Here is a 16555-nt window from a genome sequence, read left to right on the forward strand (position 1 = left end):
CGATCGTTTCGTACACTCTAGTTAGGATACAATCGAAGATAAACGGGCTTTTATTCCACTTATAATGAACTAAAAGGATGTAATCGATTCGTGGACAGTCTCAGTGGCGTGACCTCTTTCGTAAAAACCGCCGAGGCGCTGAGTTTTATCAGTGCCGCCAGGGCGTTGGGGATTTCCGCCTCCGCCGTGGGCAAGAACGTGGCCAAACTGGAGGCCTCGTTGAATGTGCGGCTGCTGCACCGCAGCACGCGCAAAGTCAGCCTGACAGCCGAAGGACAGCTGTTCTATGAACGCTGCCGAAAGATCCTCGACGACCTTGAAGACGCCCAGGCGATGCTGTCCCACGCCACGCAGGAGCCCCGCGGAAAGCTGCGCGTGAGCCTGCCCACCATTGGCTATCGCTTTCTGTTGCCGCACATGACGCGGTTCCGCAAGACCTATCCGGACATCGAGCTGGAGCTGGACTTCAACGATCAATTGGTGGATGTGATCGATGAGGGCTTTGACGTGGTGATTCGCAGCGGCGGCCAGGCCGACTCGAAGTTGATGGCGCGAAAGCTGGGGCCTTTCAAGTTTGTCCTGTGCGCGTCACCCGATTACTTGCAACGCAAGGGACGGCCCACCGCGATCAGCGACCTCGAACACCACGAGTGCTTGCGTTATCGATTTGTCACGACGGGCAAAATAATGGACTGGAGCATGTCTGCCGCCCCGGAGTTCGTGCAGTTGCGCCTGCCCACCGCCCTGACGCTGAACAACATGGAGGCCATGTTGATGGCCGTGGTGGATGGGCACGGAATCGCCTTTGTCCCGGACTTCCTGGCGCGCGAAGCCATCGCCCAAGGTCGCCTGGAAACGCTGCTCGATGGTCACAGCGAAGACCAGGGGCAATTCTGGGCACTGTGGCCGTCCAGTCGTCATCTTTCGCCAAAAATCCGCGTATTCGTAGACTTCGCCGCCGAGCACCTGTTTGCCAATCCACCGCTGGAGGGCCCGGGCACAGCTCGCTCGTGAAGCCTTGCCTGCTCCTAGCAGCCCGAGAACACCGTGGCGAACGCCAAAAGCCGGCAAATTTGCTCTGGCGTCTGCCGCCTGAATATAATGCGATTCATTATCAATTATGTAGTTTCCGGGATGCTGATGCGCAGCAACGACACACTGGGTGATGCCGATCTCGCGCTGCTCTACCGCAGCCACCATTCGTGGTTGCATGGCTGGCTGAGCCGGCGCATCGGTTGTCGCGAAAGCGCAGCAGACCTGGCGCAGGACACGTTCGTGCGTCTGCTCAAGTCCCGTCAATCCAGCCCTTTGCGCGAACCGCGCGCGTATCTGAGCAGCATCGCCCGCGGGCTGATGATCGATCGGTACCGCCGTCGCGAGCTCGAACGTGCCTACTTTGAAAGCCTCGCGCTGCTGCCTGCCCAAGAGGCTCCCTCTGAAGAAGAACGGCTGCTGATTCTCGACAGCCTCGAACGGATCGACCGCCTGCTTGACCTGCTCAAGCCGAGAGTGCGCGAGGCGTTTCTGCTCGCCCAGCTCGACGGTTTGACCTGCCTGCAAATCGCCGAAAAATTGGGGGTTTCCCGTTCTACGGTGGAACGCGACCTGGCCAAGGCCCTGCAACACTGCTATCGCTTGCGCTATGCCGACCAGTGAAGCCCGGGGGCTGGACCCGGCCGTGGTCGACCAGGCGATCCACTGGCTGGTGCGCCTGCGCTTCAACCCGGCCGATGAGCAAACCCAACGCACCTTCGAGCACTGGCTGGCCCAGCGGCCGGAGCATCGGTTGGCGTGGCAACGTGTCGAAGCGCTTGGCGATGACTTCGCCGGTATCCCGCCTGATCTGGCCCGGCACACCCTCAAGGGCACGCGCTCAGGCCTGCATCGGCGCCAGAGCCTGAAGCTGCTGGGCATGTTTGCCACGGCAGGCGGCGCGGCCTGGCTCAGCCGGGACTACACGCCGCTGCCGGCCCTGCTCGCCCAACAGCACAGCAAAACCGGCGAGCGCAAACGCGTCCAACTCGACGATGGCAGTCTTATCCAGCTCAACAGCGACAGTGCCGTCGACAGCGACTTCACCGCAGAAAGGCGTCTGGTGATTCTGCGGCGCGGCGAAATCATCGTGAACACCGGTGCGGATGCCGGCGCGGCGCAACCGCGTCCATTCTGGCTGCAGACCCGCGACGGGTTCATACGCACCCTCAATGCCCGCTTCCTGGCGCACGAGCGTGACGACGGCACCCTCCTCGCGGTGCAGTCGGGCGCCGTCACGGTGTTTCCCGGGTCCAGTCGAAGCCTGGCCAGCGACACCGTCCAAGCCGCCAACCAACGGTTGTTCACCGCCAAGGGCGTGGCTGAGTTCCAGGACAACGGCCTGGACCTATGGAGTTGGAGCGACGGCGTGATCAGCGCCCGCCACATGCGCCTCGATGATTTTATCGAGGCCTTGTCGCGCTATCGCCCCGGCGTGTTGCGCTGCGCCAAAGAAGTCTCGGGGCTGCGCGTTTCCGGCACTTTCCAGCTCGCCGATACCGATCAGGTACTGGCCTTGGTTGCGCAGTCATTGCAGTTGCGCATCGATTATCGAACCCACTATTGGGTGACCTTGAGCGCCGCCAGCTGAGTGACGTTCTCGTTGCGCAACCTTATCAAATAAAAATGAGGTGATTTCTCATTCTCGTTCGGCATGTAAGAAAGGCCGACATACAGGCCGATCTGCCGATCCCCTTTCACGGAGCGAGTAAATGAGTTCGTCCCTGGTTCCACAGCGCCTTCGACTGAATCGCGCCCTGCACGGCGCGGTCTTTGGCGTCATCGTCAGCAGCTACGCGCTACCGTCCCTGGCGCAAACCTCAAGCGTCGAGCAGCCCCACGCCGTTCACCACTGGAACATCCCTGCCGGTCCACTGGCACCGGCGCTGGATCGCTTTGCGCGTGAAGCCGGCATCAGTCTTTCCTTCGATGCGCCAAGCGTCGCGAACCGCACGACCTCGGGTGTGAGCGGCGCACTCGATACCCCTCAAGCCCTGTCGGCGCTGTTACAGGGAAGCGACATGGAGATTCAAAAGCAAGGCCCGAACGCTTACCTGCTGACGCCGCAAGCCAAGGTGGACGGCGAACTGGACGACTATCGCCTCGCCCCCATCCTCGTCAACGCCAAGGCCCGGGTCGATGGCACCGAGGACACCCAGTCGGTGGTCGCCCAGGAACTCTGGGTCGGTGGCAAGGTGGCCACCAGCATTCTCAACACGCCCGCCTCGGTTTCCGTGGTAACCGACAAGGAAATGCAGCAACGCAGCGCCAGCACCACGGAAGAATTGCTGCAGTACACGCCGGGGGTGATCACCGACTATTACGGCACTGACGACCGCAACGATTACTTCCAGATCCGCGGCTTCCAGGCCACCACCTATCGGGATGGCCTGACCCTGGGCTCGATGCGCGGTGTGCGCGAGGAACCGTTCGCCTATGAACGCGTTGAAGTGATACGCGGGGCCAACTCCACGTTGTTCGGCCCCGCCGACCCGGGCGGCTCGGTGAACTTCGTCAGCAAGAAGCCGCGCTTCGAAAAGTTCGGCCAGGGCTATGTCACCTACGGCTCTTTCGACCACGCCGAAACCGGCATCGACGTCGGCGACTCGCTGAATGAAGACAAGACCGTGGCCGGTCGCTTCACGGCAAAAATGCAAGACAGTGAGCGCGAGTACGACCACTCCCAGGACGACAACAAGTTTGTGATGGGCGGTCTGACCTGGTCACCCACCGACTTCACCTCGGCCTCGGTGATCGTGGACTACCTGAAAACCCAAAGCTCGCCCAACAGTGGCGGTTACCCGCTGGACAAGGAATACGACCGCAAGAAGTTCTACGGCGAACCCAGCTACAACTTCCACGATGTCGAACGCACCAACCTCAGCGGCACCTTCAGCCATGACTTCGACAATGGTTTCGTCTTGCGCAGCAACCTGCGCTACAGCGAGCTGACCGATGATTTCGGCTATGTGTTCCTCAGCGACTCCACCACGCGCACCGGCACCACCGTGCCTCGCTACATCTTTGGCACGGACAGCGAAGCCGAGCAACTGAACGGCAACTTGATGCTGCAATACGATGCCCGCTTCGAAAACATCGACAGCAGCACCTTGGTGGGCGTGGAGTATGGCGACTCCTCGACCGAGGAACGATCTGTCTATGCCCCAACCGGCTCCATCGACCTGGCCAACCCGGTGTTCACCGGCGTTCCACGCGGCGTAGCGCCCTATAGCAATGACAAGCTCGATACCAAGACCAAGGCCGTGTTCCTGCAACAGAACCTGTCCTTCTACGAGCGCTTTATCGTCACCGCCGGTGTGCGTAACGACTCGATGGACCTGTCCAGCACCGACATCAACCGCGTAAAAGAGTCGGACAACTTCTCCGAGACGTCCTATCGTGGCGCGCTGACCTACATCGTCAACGACGAAGTTTCCACCTACATCAGCATGGTCGAGTCGGTCTCGCCACCAACGGTGGGGGTCATTCCGAAAACCGGCAAACAATATGAGGTGGGGGTAAAATATGCGCCCATCGGCATGGACGCGTTGTTCTCGGCGGCCGTCTACGACCTGACCCAGGAAAATGTCAGCATCGCCGTGGTACTGCCCAGCGGTGTCATCGAACAACAAACCGTGGGTGAATCACGGGTCCGCGGACTGGACCTGGAAGCCAAGGCCGAGCTGACCCCCAACCTGAGCCTGGTGGGTGGTTATTCCTACATGGAGTCCGAAGTGTTGCGCGGCACGCTGTATGACGGCAGCTCACTCAAGGGCAATGAATTCGCCACGGCGCCAAAACACTCCGCATCGCTGTGGACCTACTACAACGTACCCGACACCGATGTCAGCGTTGGCCTGGGTGCACGCTATGTGGGCGCTTACTACTTCGACGCGGCCAACACCGACACCAGCGATGGCACGACACTGTTCGACGCGGCGTTCAACTACAAACTCTTCAAAGGCACCGACCTGGCGATCAACGTCAGCAACCTGCTGGATGAGCAGCATGTGGTCGGCTCAGGGACCGCGAACTACTACAACCCCGGCCGCGAAATCACCGCGAAGCTGAGTTACAACTGGTAAGTCTGCTGTTTATGGCGGTGCTCGACTTGATGCGGTCAGTTATCGAACAGGGTTCTATGGGCCCGACCAGCATCAAGGCTTGCTGCCTCACGACAACCGGTATGCGGCAACCCGTTGAGTATCCCTGCAAACGATGTAGACTCGCCTTAACGAATAACGTTAAGCATTAAGCTATGATCCGAAGCTTCAAATGCGCCGACATCCAAGCCCTTTTTGAAACCGGCAAGGCCCGGCGCTGGGCCGCTATCCTTTCAGTTGCGGAACGAAAGCTGGGGATGCTCAACGCAGCGGTCGAACTCAATGACCTCTGCTCCCCACCGGGAAACAGGCTGGAGCCGCTGCAGGGCGACAGACAGGGTCAGCACAGCATTCGGATCAATGGTCAGTACCGAATCTGTTTTGTCTGGGGCATCAATGGCCCCGAACAGGTAGAAATCGTCGATTATCACTGAGGTGAGCCATGTTTAAGAACGGCATGAGGCCTGTACATCCCGGGGAAATTCTCAAAGAAGAATACCTGGAACCACTTGGTCTTTCGGCAGCCGCGCTTGCAAGGGCTTTGCACGTTTCGGCTCCCACGATAAATGACATTGTGTTGAAGCGTCGCAGCATCAGCGCAGATGTTGCCTTGCGCTTGGCAGCCGCGTTGGATACGTCAGCGCAATTTTGGCTGAACCTGCAGATTGCCTATGATTTACGTACAGCCGAGATTGCTAAAGGTGAGCAGATCTACCGGGAAGTGGAGAAGGTTCCTCACTGCGCATAACTAAAAGTACCGCGGCGCATCAAATACCCGGGCCGCTGACGCGGGCCGGCAGCCTGGCCAGGCGATCCCACCCGTCTGCGCTGATCTGCGAGCCATTGCGCAACGACAACCTTTCCAGCGGCAACCCTTCCAGCACCGACACCATGGCCGACGTAAGCCGCGACTCCCCCGGCCCCGCCTCAAGCGTCAGATCCCGCAACGGCAGCCCGGCCAGATGGGCGACGCCGGCATCGGTCAGCCACGGGCTTTCATACAAGCCCAGGCGTTGCAACGGCAGGTTACGCAGACACGCCAGGTCGCTGTCGCGCAGGTCCAGGCCGCTGATTTCCAGTTGCTCCAACGGCAATCCCAGTTCGGTGAGCTTGCGCAACACCTTGCCATCCACGCCCTGACAGAAACTCAGACTCAATCGCTTCAGCGGCAGGCCGGCCAGTTGTTTGAGTTCCTTCCAGGTGACCTCGTTCAAGGACAGGTCGAGCGCCTCCAGCCCCAACCCTTCAAGATCGCGCAACGTCTGCGCGCTGATCCCCTGCACATCGCAGAGCCCAAGCCGCTTGAGTGGAAAACCGTGCAGTACATCGAGTCGCTCGATCATTTGCCGTGAGCCCTTGAGGTCCAGGTCGGCGAGCGGCATGCCTTCGAGCCCTTCGAAATCGTCCTCGCAAACATACGCCGCGTGAAGTGACAGTCGCTCGAGGGGCAGATCGCGAATGGCTTGGAGCGCGGCATCGCTCGCGTAGCAATCGTTCAGGCTCAATGACCGCAACGCCGTTAGCGCGCTGAGCCACGCAGGATCTTGCAGGATGGCGCTGCTGGAGCCGACGCTCAGTTGTTCCAGTGGCTGCGCGCACAGGTGCCGCATACCGGCAGAAGTCAGCGCCCCTGCACAGCCCAAGGTGAGCGAGCGCAACGAGAAAGACGACAACGCGCGAAGGCCGTCATCGGTGATGTCATCGCAGCGGTTCAACGACAACGTCTGCAACGGGCTGCCGGCCAATCGCCGAAGAAAACCGTCGTCGAAGTCCTCACCGTAGGTGTCCAGCTTCAAGTGCCGCAGACGTTCGAGCGACGGGAGGCTGGTGGCGTCATCGCTGCGGGCAAAGCCGCTGATGGCCAGGCTTTCGAGGGCGACACCCGGCAAACGCCCCCAGATGTCCGGCCCGCAACAAAACCTCGGGCCGTTAAGCACCAGTGTCCGCAACGGCAACCCAGCCAGGGCATCGAGCCACTGCGACTCGGCCTCCTCCAGCACCACCTGGTCCACCGGCAGGCCACGCAACTGCGGCAATAAAGGGCCGGGGCGATTGCAATGGGGCGTGACGTTCAACGCGGCAATCACCGCCATCGCAGCCGGGTCACACAACCCGGCCGCCACCCGCACGCCCGCCAGGGAAACCTCGGCGCCATCGAGCAGATCACGATAAAGGGAGGCACGCGCCGCCACGTCATCGGGTGCGCGGGCGAGGTGGGCGGTCAGGGCGTCGCGGTTGGGGGTTGGCACGGGCTGGAGGTCCGAAGTGAGTATTAAGGTGGCAGCCCACGCAGGTTAGCAGAGGCGCAATCCTTTATCGGCGCAATCCTGCACCGAAATGATTTCGTCAGTGAGCGCTCAACGCTGGGAAACCAGCACCGTATCAAGGCCCTGCTGTAAGCTTGCGACGACAAAATCAGGCACGGGCAGCGACTGGCCAATCAAAGCATGACATTGAGGCTCAAGCCGTATGGACACCAAGCGACTCAACGAAACCAGCAAGTTCCTGAGCTATGTTCTCAGGCATGAACCACAAGCGATCGGTTTACAACTGGACGGCGAAGGCTGGGCAGACATTGGATCGTTAATAGCCGGCGCTGCGTGTGACGGCCGATCCCTGGATATCGCCCTGATCCAAGCCGTCGTCGACAGCAGCGATAAAAAACGCTTCAGTCTCTCCGAAGATGGCTTGCGTATTGGCGCCGTACAGGGGCACTCCAACGCCAGCGTCCGCATTCAATACATAGAGAAAGAGCCACCAGCGCTTCTTTATCACGGCACTGCAACACGCTTTCTGGACTCAATCAGAGAAAAAGGCCTGATCGCTGGCTCGCGTCATCATGTGCACCTGTCACAGGACATGCCAACAGCGATCGCGGTTGGACAGCGTTACGGCAAGCCCGTAGTGCTTGAAGTTGAAGCGCTGCGAATGCATCAGCAGGGCTTCAGTTTTTTTCAAGCCGATAACGGGGTCTGGTTGACGGACCATGTGCCGGCCAACTTTCTGTCAATGTGAGTCAAGCAAAGAGGCACAAAAAAGGGTTTGATCATCGATCAAACCCTTTTTCAGTTTCTACCTCGGGTCCACCGTATCCAACGCCCGGTTTGCTAAGAGCTGGCCCAGTTCGATCAGCTGTTGCAGCCCCAACGCAAAGTGCCGTCGCGAGCCCTCCAGTTCGAATGCCAGGTCACCGGCCATGACGTTGGCAGAGGCCAGGGTTTCGCTGAGGTTGGCCAACAGACTCTCCGCATCGACGCCATCGACGATGGTGAAGAGCAGGTCCGGCGAGGGGTTCTCTGCGGGCTGGGCGGCGTTGGCGTTCAGGTAGGAATCGATAACACGTTCGGCATCGGGATCGGCGGCGATGTCCAGGTGCAGCGGTGGGACGGGTGGGTCTGGGATGAGTTTTTCCATGGGTACTCCTAACGTATGTCGGAGCCGCCACGTTCGCTGCTAAACGATTGGGTGGCAGCCATGCGCAGGTTAGCAGACCGGCACGTTAGGAAACCGGCGCACCCGAAGATGCCCTGCGCACAGCCGCCATAAGTTCGGACGATCAAGATGCCCGCGTTCATGGTGATTGCCATGCGCCTAACGTGATTTCCGAGCTGCTAAACCCGACCGCTGAATGGGCAGCGGCGAACAGAGACTAGGCACCGAAATCCGCAGGCGCAAGGGGTTGGAATTTTCTAGGAAATGTCCTGCAAGTCAATGGGAAAGGTGCCTACACAAGGCATTTCAAAATTTAGAGCACGAGCCTGCACCCACACTGGTGGGAGCAGGCTCGCGAAAGCGGTGGGTCAGTTTGTGGTGGTGTTGACTGTGCCGCCGTCTTCGCGAGCAAGCCCGCTCCCACATGGGCTTTAGGGTGAATACAGCCTTTGTGAGCACCCCAAGTCACCTGTGGGAGCGGGCTTGCCCGCGAAAGCGCTCTAGCATCCGGCATCGATATCGACTGACCCACCGTCTTCGCGAGCAAGCCCGCTCCCACAAAAAAGCGATTGTTCGGCAAGCGGATCAGGAAATCCCCTTTACCCGTATAAACTTTTCTTCACCCCATGCGCCTGCCTGATTCGGTACAGTCCCCTCGCTCATTCAAGAAACTAAGGTTTTAGCCCGCTCTCCCGCGGGCTTTTTTTTGCCTGCCCTTCAGGCCGAAGGATGAGCCCCGTCCAGGTTCGGCAAGACACGGGTCGCCATCGGCTGGGGTTTGTTCAGCACAGGTTGCTCCAGGACCCGGCGGCCGTAGAACACCAGCGCCATCAGCCAGCAGCTCAACCAGACGAAAATCCCCGCCCAGAAGGTGTGCGACATGTAGTGCCAGCCCTGCAGGACGCGTGTGGTGCCGTAGACGAACCCCAGGGTCAGTGCGCCGTACATCAACGCTTTGGAATGACGCCAGCGATAACGACGGGCGACAAAGTACAGCGCGAGCATGGTAAAGCCGCCGGAGGCATGGCCGCCGGGCCAGCAGCGGCCGTCACCGGCGACCTTCAGCAGGTCGAAATTCTGATACCACTCCTTGTGCTCGATTTTGCCGGCGTACTGGGTGGTTTCCACCGGGCAGTACACGCTGGTGTGTCCCTTGAGGTAATGAATGACCCCCGTGCTGAGGAAGAAAGCGAAGACCACATACAGGAAATCACGACGGTGCCTGTAGGCAAAACGCAGTGGCTTGCTCAGCCTGGCCTTGTCCAGCACGCGCAGCAACCCAGGGCGATTCTGCGGCTTGAGCAGCGGCCAGATGAACGACAGCAGCGCACCGATGATCGCCGCCTCGCCGGTCCAGTTCGGGATGATCCTGGCCCACTTGTGGGTGATCTGCTCGAACAGCCGTACATGTTCCAAAGGGAACACCTGGTGCACCGGGTCGTAGAAAAAATCGCTGATGGCGATGTCGATGCGGGTCATGTCGAACAGCAGGAACACCACAACGGCGCAAACCAGGGGAATTCCAAGATTGAGCCCGTAGAAACGGGAGCGAGCAGACGTCAGCATGGGCAGTCCTGATCGTGGGAAAGTTTACTTAAATGTCACCGAGCGCCAGTCAGACGCTTCGATAAAGCCGAGCAGCCGGGGCGCTTGGGGTTGGGCGGTGGAAACGAACAGCGACGCGCCATAGCCAAACGTCGAGGTCGGTTGCTTGAGCGCAGTCTCCATGGCCTGCATGCATTCGCTGTGGGTCACCAGGATCAGGTTGCGCCCGGGCACCTTGTGGGCCAGGGCGTTGCGCAGCAGGTCGTGCCGGCAATTGACCAGCCAATCGTCGCCGGCGCTGACCTTGTTGAACATGTACCCCGCCGTCTGGGCGGTGCGGGTCAATGGGCTGTTGTAGAGATCGGCGTGGTCCAGGCCCAATTGCTCGAACCGCGCTCCCAGGCCCACCGCCACGGCACGGGCGCGATCGGTGATGCCTTCGCGATCGTTCAGGCAAGCCGCCTTGGAGTGGTCGCAGCGCTCGACGTGGCGTACCAGCACGATCATTTCCCCCTTCGCCCAGCCGTCAGCCAGCGCCCGCGCACCGGCGACGTTGCCATGGGCCAGGTCCGGCAGCGTCGCCGGGCCCAGCAGCCAGAGGCTCAGCGCACTCACCAGCAGCGCCGAAGCCAGGACGACCGCGGTGTTTCGGTAACGGGCAAACCGGCTCGTATCAATCGAGCGTGTCTGGCCGAAAAGACTCAGTCTCAGTTCCACATCAAGCCGCCCCGACGGCATCCACCCAAACATTCGATGGCGCGACAGTAGAGGGGCTCACGTAGGCAAGCGGTGAAACCGATGTGAAAAAAAGCTTGGCGCAGATCCCGATCTTTCAACGAAAGCCGAAGCCCCGGAAAAAAATCTTTCAGATCCAGAGGAGGCGGCCGATACAAGCCTGCTACACATTTCTGCTGGTGCTTAACAACAACAACTCTTCCAGCCAACCGACGACAAGCAGCACAACGTTTCCTGGAGGAATTGGATGAACAGCTGGTTTGGCAACATTAGCGTCAACATGAAGCTGGGCCTGGGCTTCGGCCTGGTCCTGGTCCTGACTTGCATCCTGGCCCTGACCGGCTGGACCAGCCTGGGCGGGCTGATCGATCGCAGCAACTGGATGAGCGACATCACCCAGCTCAATGCCGGCCTGACCAAGTTGCGGGTCGCGCGCCTGCAATACATGTTGACCAACGGCGACGAAACCGCCGCACAAAATGTGCAGACCACCCTCGATGGTTTCGTGGCGCAACAGAACGCGCTGCTCAATAGCTTCAAGAGCCCTGAAAACGTCAGGCTGCTCAAGGAGCAGAGCGCGACCATCAGCGCCTACCAGGTGTCCCTGAACAAAATGCGCAGTGCCTATCGCACGGGCAACACCGCCCGCGATGCCATGGGCGCAAACGCCGAGGCCGCCTACAAGCTGATCGAGGCGATCAACACCGACGTGCAGCAAATGGCCCTGAGCGACCAGCGCTTCGAGCAGTTCCAGGCGATCACCCGCGCCAAGCAGGAATTCATGCTGGCCCGCTATGAAGTGCGCGGCTATACCGCCAACAGCAACGCCGATACCGAACGCAAGGCCGTCGCTCAACTGGACGCCGCCATCGCTTCGCTCAAGCCGCTGGATGAACATTTCGCCAGCACCCGCCAAGCTGAAATGCGCCAGTTGGAAAACGCCCTGGTCCAGTACCGCAGCGCGTTGCAGGCCTTCAAGGTCGCCACCGCCGATACAGTGCAGGCACGCAAGGAAATGACCGACCAGGGCACGGCCATCGTGAACCTGAGCGAGCAGCTGTACCAGATCCAGCTTGACCGTCGCGACGCCGAAAGCGCCCAGGCGCGTACCCTGCAGTTGGTCAGCACATTGCTGGCGTTGCTGGTGGGCATCATTGCCGCCGTGGTCATCACGCGCCAGATCACCGGGCCGTTGCGCGAAACCCTGGCCGTGGTCGAACGCATCGCCAGTGGCGATTTGTCCCACACGGTCACCGTCACCCGCCGCGACGAACTCGGCGTGCTGCAACAAGGCATCGCTCGCATGGGCGTGACCCTGCGCGACCTGATCAGCGGTATCCGCGATGGCGTGACCCAGATCGCCAGCGCCGCCGAAGAGCTGTCCGCCGTCACCGAGCAGACCAGTGCCGGCGTCAACAGCCAGAAAGTCGAGACCGACCAGGTGGCGACCGCCATGCACGAGATGACCGCCACCGTGCAGGAAGTTGCGCGTAACGCCGAGGAAGCGTCTCAAGCCGCCGCCGCGGCCGACGGCGAAGCCCGTGCCGGCGACCAGGTGGTCAGCGAAGCCATCGCCCAGATCGAGCGCTTGGCCAGCGAAGTGGTGCGCTCCACCGACGCCATGACCGTGCTGCAACAGGAAAGCGACAAGATCGGCAGCGTCATGGACGTGATCAAGGCCGTGGCCGAGCAGACTAACCTGCTGGCCCTCAACGCCGCGATCGAAGCGGCACGTGCCGGTGAAGCCGGTCGCGGCTTTGCCGTGGTGGCCGACGAAGTCCGTGGCCTGGCCCAGCGCACGCAGAAATCCACCGAGGAAATCGAAGGCCTGGTGGCCGGCCTGCAGAACGGCACGCAACAAGTGGCCGCGGTGATGAACAACAGCCGCAGCCTCACCGACAGCAGCGTGGCCCTGACCCGCAAGGCCGGCGCCTCACTGGAGAACATCACCCGCACGGTGTCGAACATCCAGTCGATGAACCAGCAGATTGCCGCCGCGGCCGAGCAACAAAGCGCCGTGGCCGAAGAGATCAGCCGCAGCATCATCAACGTGCGCGACGTCTCCGAACAGACCGCCGCCGCCAGCGAAGAAACCGCCGCCTCCAGTGTCGAGCTGGCGCGGTTGGGCAATCAGTTGCAGATGATGGTCAGTCACTTCCGCGTTTGATCAGGCACAACGCCCGGGTCCGGTGGGACACGGGCGTTTTGCGCCAGGCATCCTTCAGGCGTTCCAGGGGTTGATCACCTCAACGCCGGGGAACTCAAAGTCTCTGATATTGCGGGTTGCAATCCACGCCCCGTGAGTCCGGCAAATAGCGGCGATTTGAGCATCAGCCGTGCTTGCCGCCCTCCCCTTGGCCTCGCATGACGCAACGAGGGTCGCATACTCAACGGCAGCATGGGCATCAAAAGGCAGGATCCTGCCGGCAAAATCCTCTTCGAACATTGCCATTGCATGGGCTTCAAGCTTTTGCTTGCGCTTCCCAAAGGGTAGCCGGGCGACACCGTGAAGAATTTCCGCCACGGTAATAGCGCAAATGACCAGATCCATTGCCGGCTGCGAATCAATCCAGGCCAAGACATTGGGGTTTGGCTCTGCACGCATAAACTCTGAAATAACATTGGTATCGAGCACTATCATTCGAAAAGATCCGCCGCAGTGGCCTTTTCGTCGCGCGAGGGTAGATCCAGATCAACATCGCCCAGAGTACTGAATCTTTTTCGGATACGGCTTCCCAATCCACCTTCCGGACTCACTTTTGCCAGTGCACGCCCTAAAATCAGCCGAGCCTCCTCTTCCATGGAATGGCCGTTATGGGCCGCCGCGATACGCAATTGTTCCTTTATCTGATCGTCCAGGTTTCGAATAGTGATGCTGGCCATAGCGCTCCATGCAATCAATGAAATCATTGATTGCAGCCTAGTTTAAGAATAGCCAATTTGTCCAGCCACCCTCCACTCACCAGCCCCTCTCCTGGATTCCCGGTTAACCAAAACCCTCCCCACGCATCGCCCTTTCGTACAAATCCCCCATTCTCGTCCTACCGCCTTTTTTTGACCGCTGTTGTACGGTTTCCCCTGGACAAGCACCTTTGTGCGAACAGGAGATGAACCCTACATGGACGCAAGCAATGACTCGCTGCTGCACAAGCTCGTCGCCTTTGCCGACGACAACGACAGCGACACCGCAAAGGCTCGCTTTGCAAACGCACTGCAGCGAATGGGGCTGGCGTCGGTTTTCGATATCGTGCGCATGGGCAAGGCACCGTTCGCCCTTGAGCTGGCCAAGTACAGCGACGCGGATGCCGGGCTGGCCTATTATCGTGCGGCGAATTACGCCGGGCAAATCGCTCGCCGGTACCAAGCGCATCGTGTGTCGGCCGGGAAGGATGCCCCGGGGCGCGTGCGGCGCAGCCTGGGATCGGACTCGACGCCCGCGTCCGCCGGCTACCAGGCCCTCTTCGAGGAAAACTGGGATCAGTTCTGCAACGAAGGCGATATCGCGGCAATCGACTCACCCGTGGCGTATCTACGTGCCCTGTATCTGTTTGCCAGGCAACTGGAGAAACTACCGGCATCCGCCTCATCCGCCAGGATCACCCTGGAAGAACGCCGCCCGGACCTCAAGCACCTGATACTCGATCGACAGAGCGCATTCGCCACGCGTCCGATGCTCGACCTCATCAATGACACCCTGCGCAGCAACATCGAGGCTTACCTGAAAGAGGAAGGCAAGGACAGGGCAATCCCGCAGGTGCTGAGCAGCGAGCGCTATCCCTTTTCGCTGCCCTACAACCTGTACCATCATCAGTGTCTGCTCGGGCTGGGGGCCGGCAAGCCCGCGCTGGGCGAGCTGAACTATCGGGCCAGCCTGCAATTGCCGTTTTCACGAGGCAACTCAACCTACGGCAGCGTAACGACGTCCCCTCTCGACGCGCAAATACTGCTGTCCGGTCTCAGTCCGGAACAACAGAACCTGTTGCTCGCGCCCATTGCGTCGATCTCCAAGCCAGATCCACTGAAGAAGAACTACGGAACCCGAAACATAACGAACCTGGGTCAGCTGGAGTTTTTCAAGGAACGCACCGGCCTGACGACGGGGCAAGTGGAACAACTGTTGGCGCAAGGTAATTACACCCCTCGGTCCTCAATCAACAGCCCAGACGCCAGGCAGACCGGCTATGGCGCCAGCTACATCAACGGGCCGGAACAGACTTCCGTCCTGAGTATTGCCACCCAAGGGGAGACGCAGGTTTTCACCCATCACTCCCATGAGCGTTTCGACCGTGCGCAGCGAATGATCCGCCTGCATCGCTGGACCGCTATCCCCGTTGCCGAACTGGATACGCTGATCGTCAATGCCCAGCGCTCCGAAGGGACTAACACACTCAACGCCAACACGTTGCGCACACTGGGCGTCTACCGCTACCTGAATCAACGCCATGGCATTGCCCCTGAAGAGTTTGCCTCTTTGCTGCACGACATGCCGGTGGATGCTTGCGGCGACCGCATGCCGTTGTTCGATCAAGTGTTCAATCGCACCCGGCTGCTTGAAAGCCCCGTGTGGGAGCTCCCCCAGAGCCCTCTGACCGCCGACCGGCAAACCCTCAGCTATCTGAGCGCAGGTCTCGGACTCCCCACGACCCAGGATTCGCTGCTGTTGCTTGTGCGACAGAGCGAGACATACCTGGGCTCGCCGAAACACGACTTGCCCACGGTTTCTTCACTCTATCGCCAGGCCCGTATCGCCCGGATGCTGGGCCTGTCTCCTCTTGAATGCACCGAGCTGGCCCGGTTGTTGGGAGGAGACGACTTCTGCAAGGCACTGGTAACCGGGCGATTGCACACCTCGCAATCCACAGAGGCGGACATTCTCGACGTGTTGATGGCGCTGGAATGGGCCGTGGACTGGCTCAGGCAAAACCAGCTTGATGTACTGCAGTGGTGCCGTCTGTTCGATGAACCAGGAACGAGCTTGCCGCTGAATCAGAAGGTGGAGGAACGACTGGCGAGACTACGAGCGGACAACAACGCCAACCAGGATCCTCAGCGTCTGATTGAAACGCTGCTGCATGACATTGCGGACCTTCCGGCCGAATACGTCCTTTGCGCGACGCAAATGGCCGGTACCGACGCAAAGGCGATCGTCACGGCCATCAACACAACCCCGGGCATGATGCCGCCTGTGCTGGCAACAGTCCTTCGCATCGCCGAGGCCTTCCAGCGTCTGCACCTGGACAGCAGCACGCTGAAAACCCTGATGGATAATCCGACATGGCTGGCCTCGAAGACCTCCGTAACCCTCACACCCCACACGCTGTATCTGCTCGAACGCTTCAGCCATTGCGCCCGCCATCAGGCGCAGTCGCAAGAAAACCTGCTGCACTACCTGCAAGTGGCCAATCAGGATGGGCATTCCTCGGAAAAAGAGGCCAACAACCTGCTGGCCAACCTTTTGAACTGGAACACTGAGCAAGTGAGTCGTCTGACGGCGCAGTTGGAGCCAGGACAGGCCACCTCAATGGAAGCGGTGGATTGGATCATGCGCTGCCAGGCGTGCTGCGTCAGCACAGGACTGTCGGCAGACCTGTTGCTCCAGGCAACCTCGCTGAAAACCCAAAGTCCTGCATCGGACTGGAAAACCGTCGGCGCAGCACTGATCGCGGCCTGCCATTGACCGGCGCCCCGCTTCAACATTCAAGGATTGA

At 60.2% G+C, this 16555-nt stretch carries 15 protein-coding genes; 9 read left to right on the top strand and 6 right to left on the bottom strand.

The window, feature by feature from the left end; all coding sequences use genetic code 11:
* Positions 1–90 precede the first annotated feature (90 nt).
* From VM99_20660 to VM99_20685, 6 genes are all read left to right on the top strand, one after another.
* Positions 91–1014, top strand: a complete 924-nt coding sequence (locus VM99_20660; GenBank protein ID AKK00365.1) for a LysR family transcriptional regulator — start codon at positions 91–93, stop codon at positions 1012–1014.
* Positions 1015–1140: 126 nt separating this feature from the next.
* Positions 1141–1656 carry an RNA polymerase sigma factor gene (locus VM99_20665; GenBank protein ID AKK01815.1) on the top strand — a complete coding sequence of 172 codons (516 nt, stop codon included), beginning with the start codon at positions 1141–1143 and terminating at the stop codon, positions 1654–1656.
* The gene (locus tag VM99_20670; protein AKK00366.1) at positions 1643–2623 is read left to right on the top strand and encodes a siderophore-interacting protein; all 981 of its coding nucleotides are present in this window, start codon (positions 1643–1645) and stop codon (positions 2621–2623) included. The genes VM99_20665 and VM99_20670 overlap by 14 nt, the downstream gene beginning before the upstream one ends.
* Positions 2624–2744: 121 nt before the next feature.
* Positions 2745–5117 (top strand): ligand-gated channel, encoded by a 2373-nt coding sequence (locus tag VM99_20675; protein ID AKK00367.1) that lies wholly within the window; start codon positions 2745–2747, stop codon positions 5115–5117.
* Positions 5118–5290: 173 nt separating this feature from the next.
* The gene (locus VM99_20680; protein AKK00368.1) at positions 5291–5569 is read left to right on the top strand and encodes a proteic killer protein; all 279 of its coding nucleotides are present in this window, start codon (positions 5291–5293) and stop codon (positions 5567–5569) included.
* A gap of 8 nt (positions 5570–5577) precedes the next feature.
* Positions 5578–5883, top strand: coding sequence for an XRE family transcriptional regulator (locus VM99_20685; GenBank protein AKK00369.1), 306 nt, complete (start codon positions 5578–5580; stop codon positions 5881–5883).
* A gap of 19 nt (positions 5884–5902) precedes the next feature.
* On the opposite strand, the gene VM99_20690 is transcribed toward VM99_20685, so the two are convergent.
* Positions 5903–7384, bottom strand: coding sequence for a hypothetical protein (locus VM99_20690; protein ID AKK00370.1), 1482 nt, complete (start codon positions 7382–7384; stop codon positions 5903–5905).
* 220 nt (positions 7385–7604) lie between these two features.
* Here VM99_20690 and VM99_20695 point away from each other — a divergent pair, with 220 nt between their 5' ends.
* The gene (locus tag VM99_20695; GenBank protein AKK00371.1) at positions 7605–8150 is read left to right on the top strand and encodes an RNA 2'-phosphotransferase; all 546 of its coding nucleotides are present in this window, start codon (positions 7605–7607) and stop codon (positions 8148–8150) included.
* Positions 8151–8207: 57 nt separating this feature from the next.
* On the opposite strand, the gene VM99_20700 is transcribed toward VM99_20695, so the two are convergent.
* The 3 genes from VM99_20700 to VM99_20710 form a co-directional block, all read right to left on the bottom strand.
* The gene (locus tag VM99_20700; GenBank protein ID AKK00372.1) at positions 8208–8549 is read right to left on the bottom strand and encodes a hypothetical protein; all 342 of its coding nucleotides are present in this window, start codon (positions 8547–8549) and stop codon (positions 8208–8210) included.
* Between the two features lie 735 nt (positions 8550–9284).
* Positions 9285–10133, bottom strand: coding sequence for a phosphatidic acid phosphatase (locus VM99_20705; protein AKK00373.1), 849 nt, complete (start codon positions 10131–10133; stop codon positions 9285–9287).
* A 24-nt stretch (positions 10134–10157) separates the two neighbouring features.
* Entirely contained in the window at positions 10158–10850 is a 693-nt protein-coding gene (locus VM99_20710) for a phosphoglycerate kinase (protein ID AKK00374.1), read from the bottom strand.
* Between the two features lie 244 nt (positions 10851–11094).
* On the opposite strand from VM99_20710, the gene VM99_20715 reads away from it, so the two are divergent.
* A complete protein-coding gene (locus VM99_20715) occupies positions 11095–13014 on the top strand; it encodes a chemotaxis protein (GenBank protein ID AKK00375.1) in 1920 nt (639 codons plus the stop codon).
* A gap of 54 nt (positions 13015–13068) precedes the next feature.
* Here the strand turns inward: VM99_20715 and VM99_20720 are convergent, their stop codons facing one another.
* Together VM99_20720 and VM99_20725 are read right to left on the bottom strand one after the other, a co-directional pair.
* Complete coding sequence (locus tag VM99_20720) at positions 13069–13488, bottom strand: plasmid stabilization protein (GenBank protein AKK00376.1); 420 nt, start codon at positions 13486–13488, stop codon at positions 13069–13071.
* A complete protein-coding gene (locus VM99_20725) occupies positions 13485–13730 on the bottom strand; it encodes a plasmid stabilization protein (GenBank protein ID AKK00377.1) in 246 nt (81 codons plus the stop codon). The genes VM99_20720 and VM99_20725 overlap by 4 nt, the downstream gene beginning before the upstream one ends.
* Positions 13731–13965: 235 nt before the next feature.
* Between VM99_20725 and VM99_20730 the strand changes: the two genes are divergently transcribed.
* Positions 13966–16524: a toxin gene (locus VM99_20730; protein ID AKK00378.1), complete on the top strand. Its 2559-nt coding sequence runs from the start codon at positions 13966–13968 to the stop codon at positions 16522–16524.
* Positions 16525–16555 lie beyond the last annotated feature (31 nt).

The sequence above is a fragment of the Pseudomonas chlororaphis genome (assembly GCA_001023535.1).
Lineage (GTDB): Bacteria > Pseudomonadota > Gammaproteobacteria > Pseudomonadales > Pseudomonadaceae > Aquipseudomonas > Aquipseudomonas chlororaphis_E.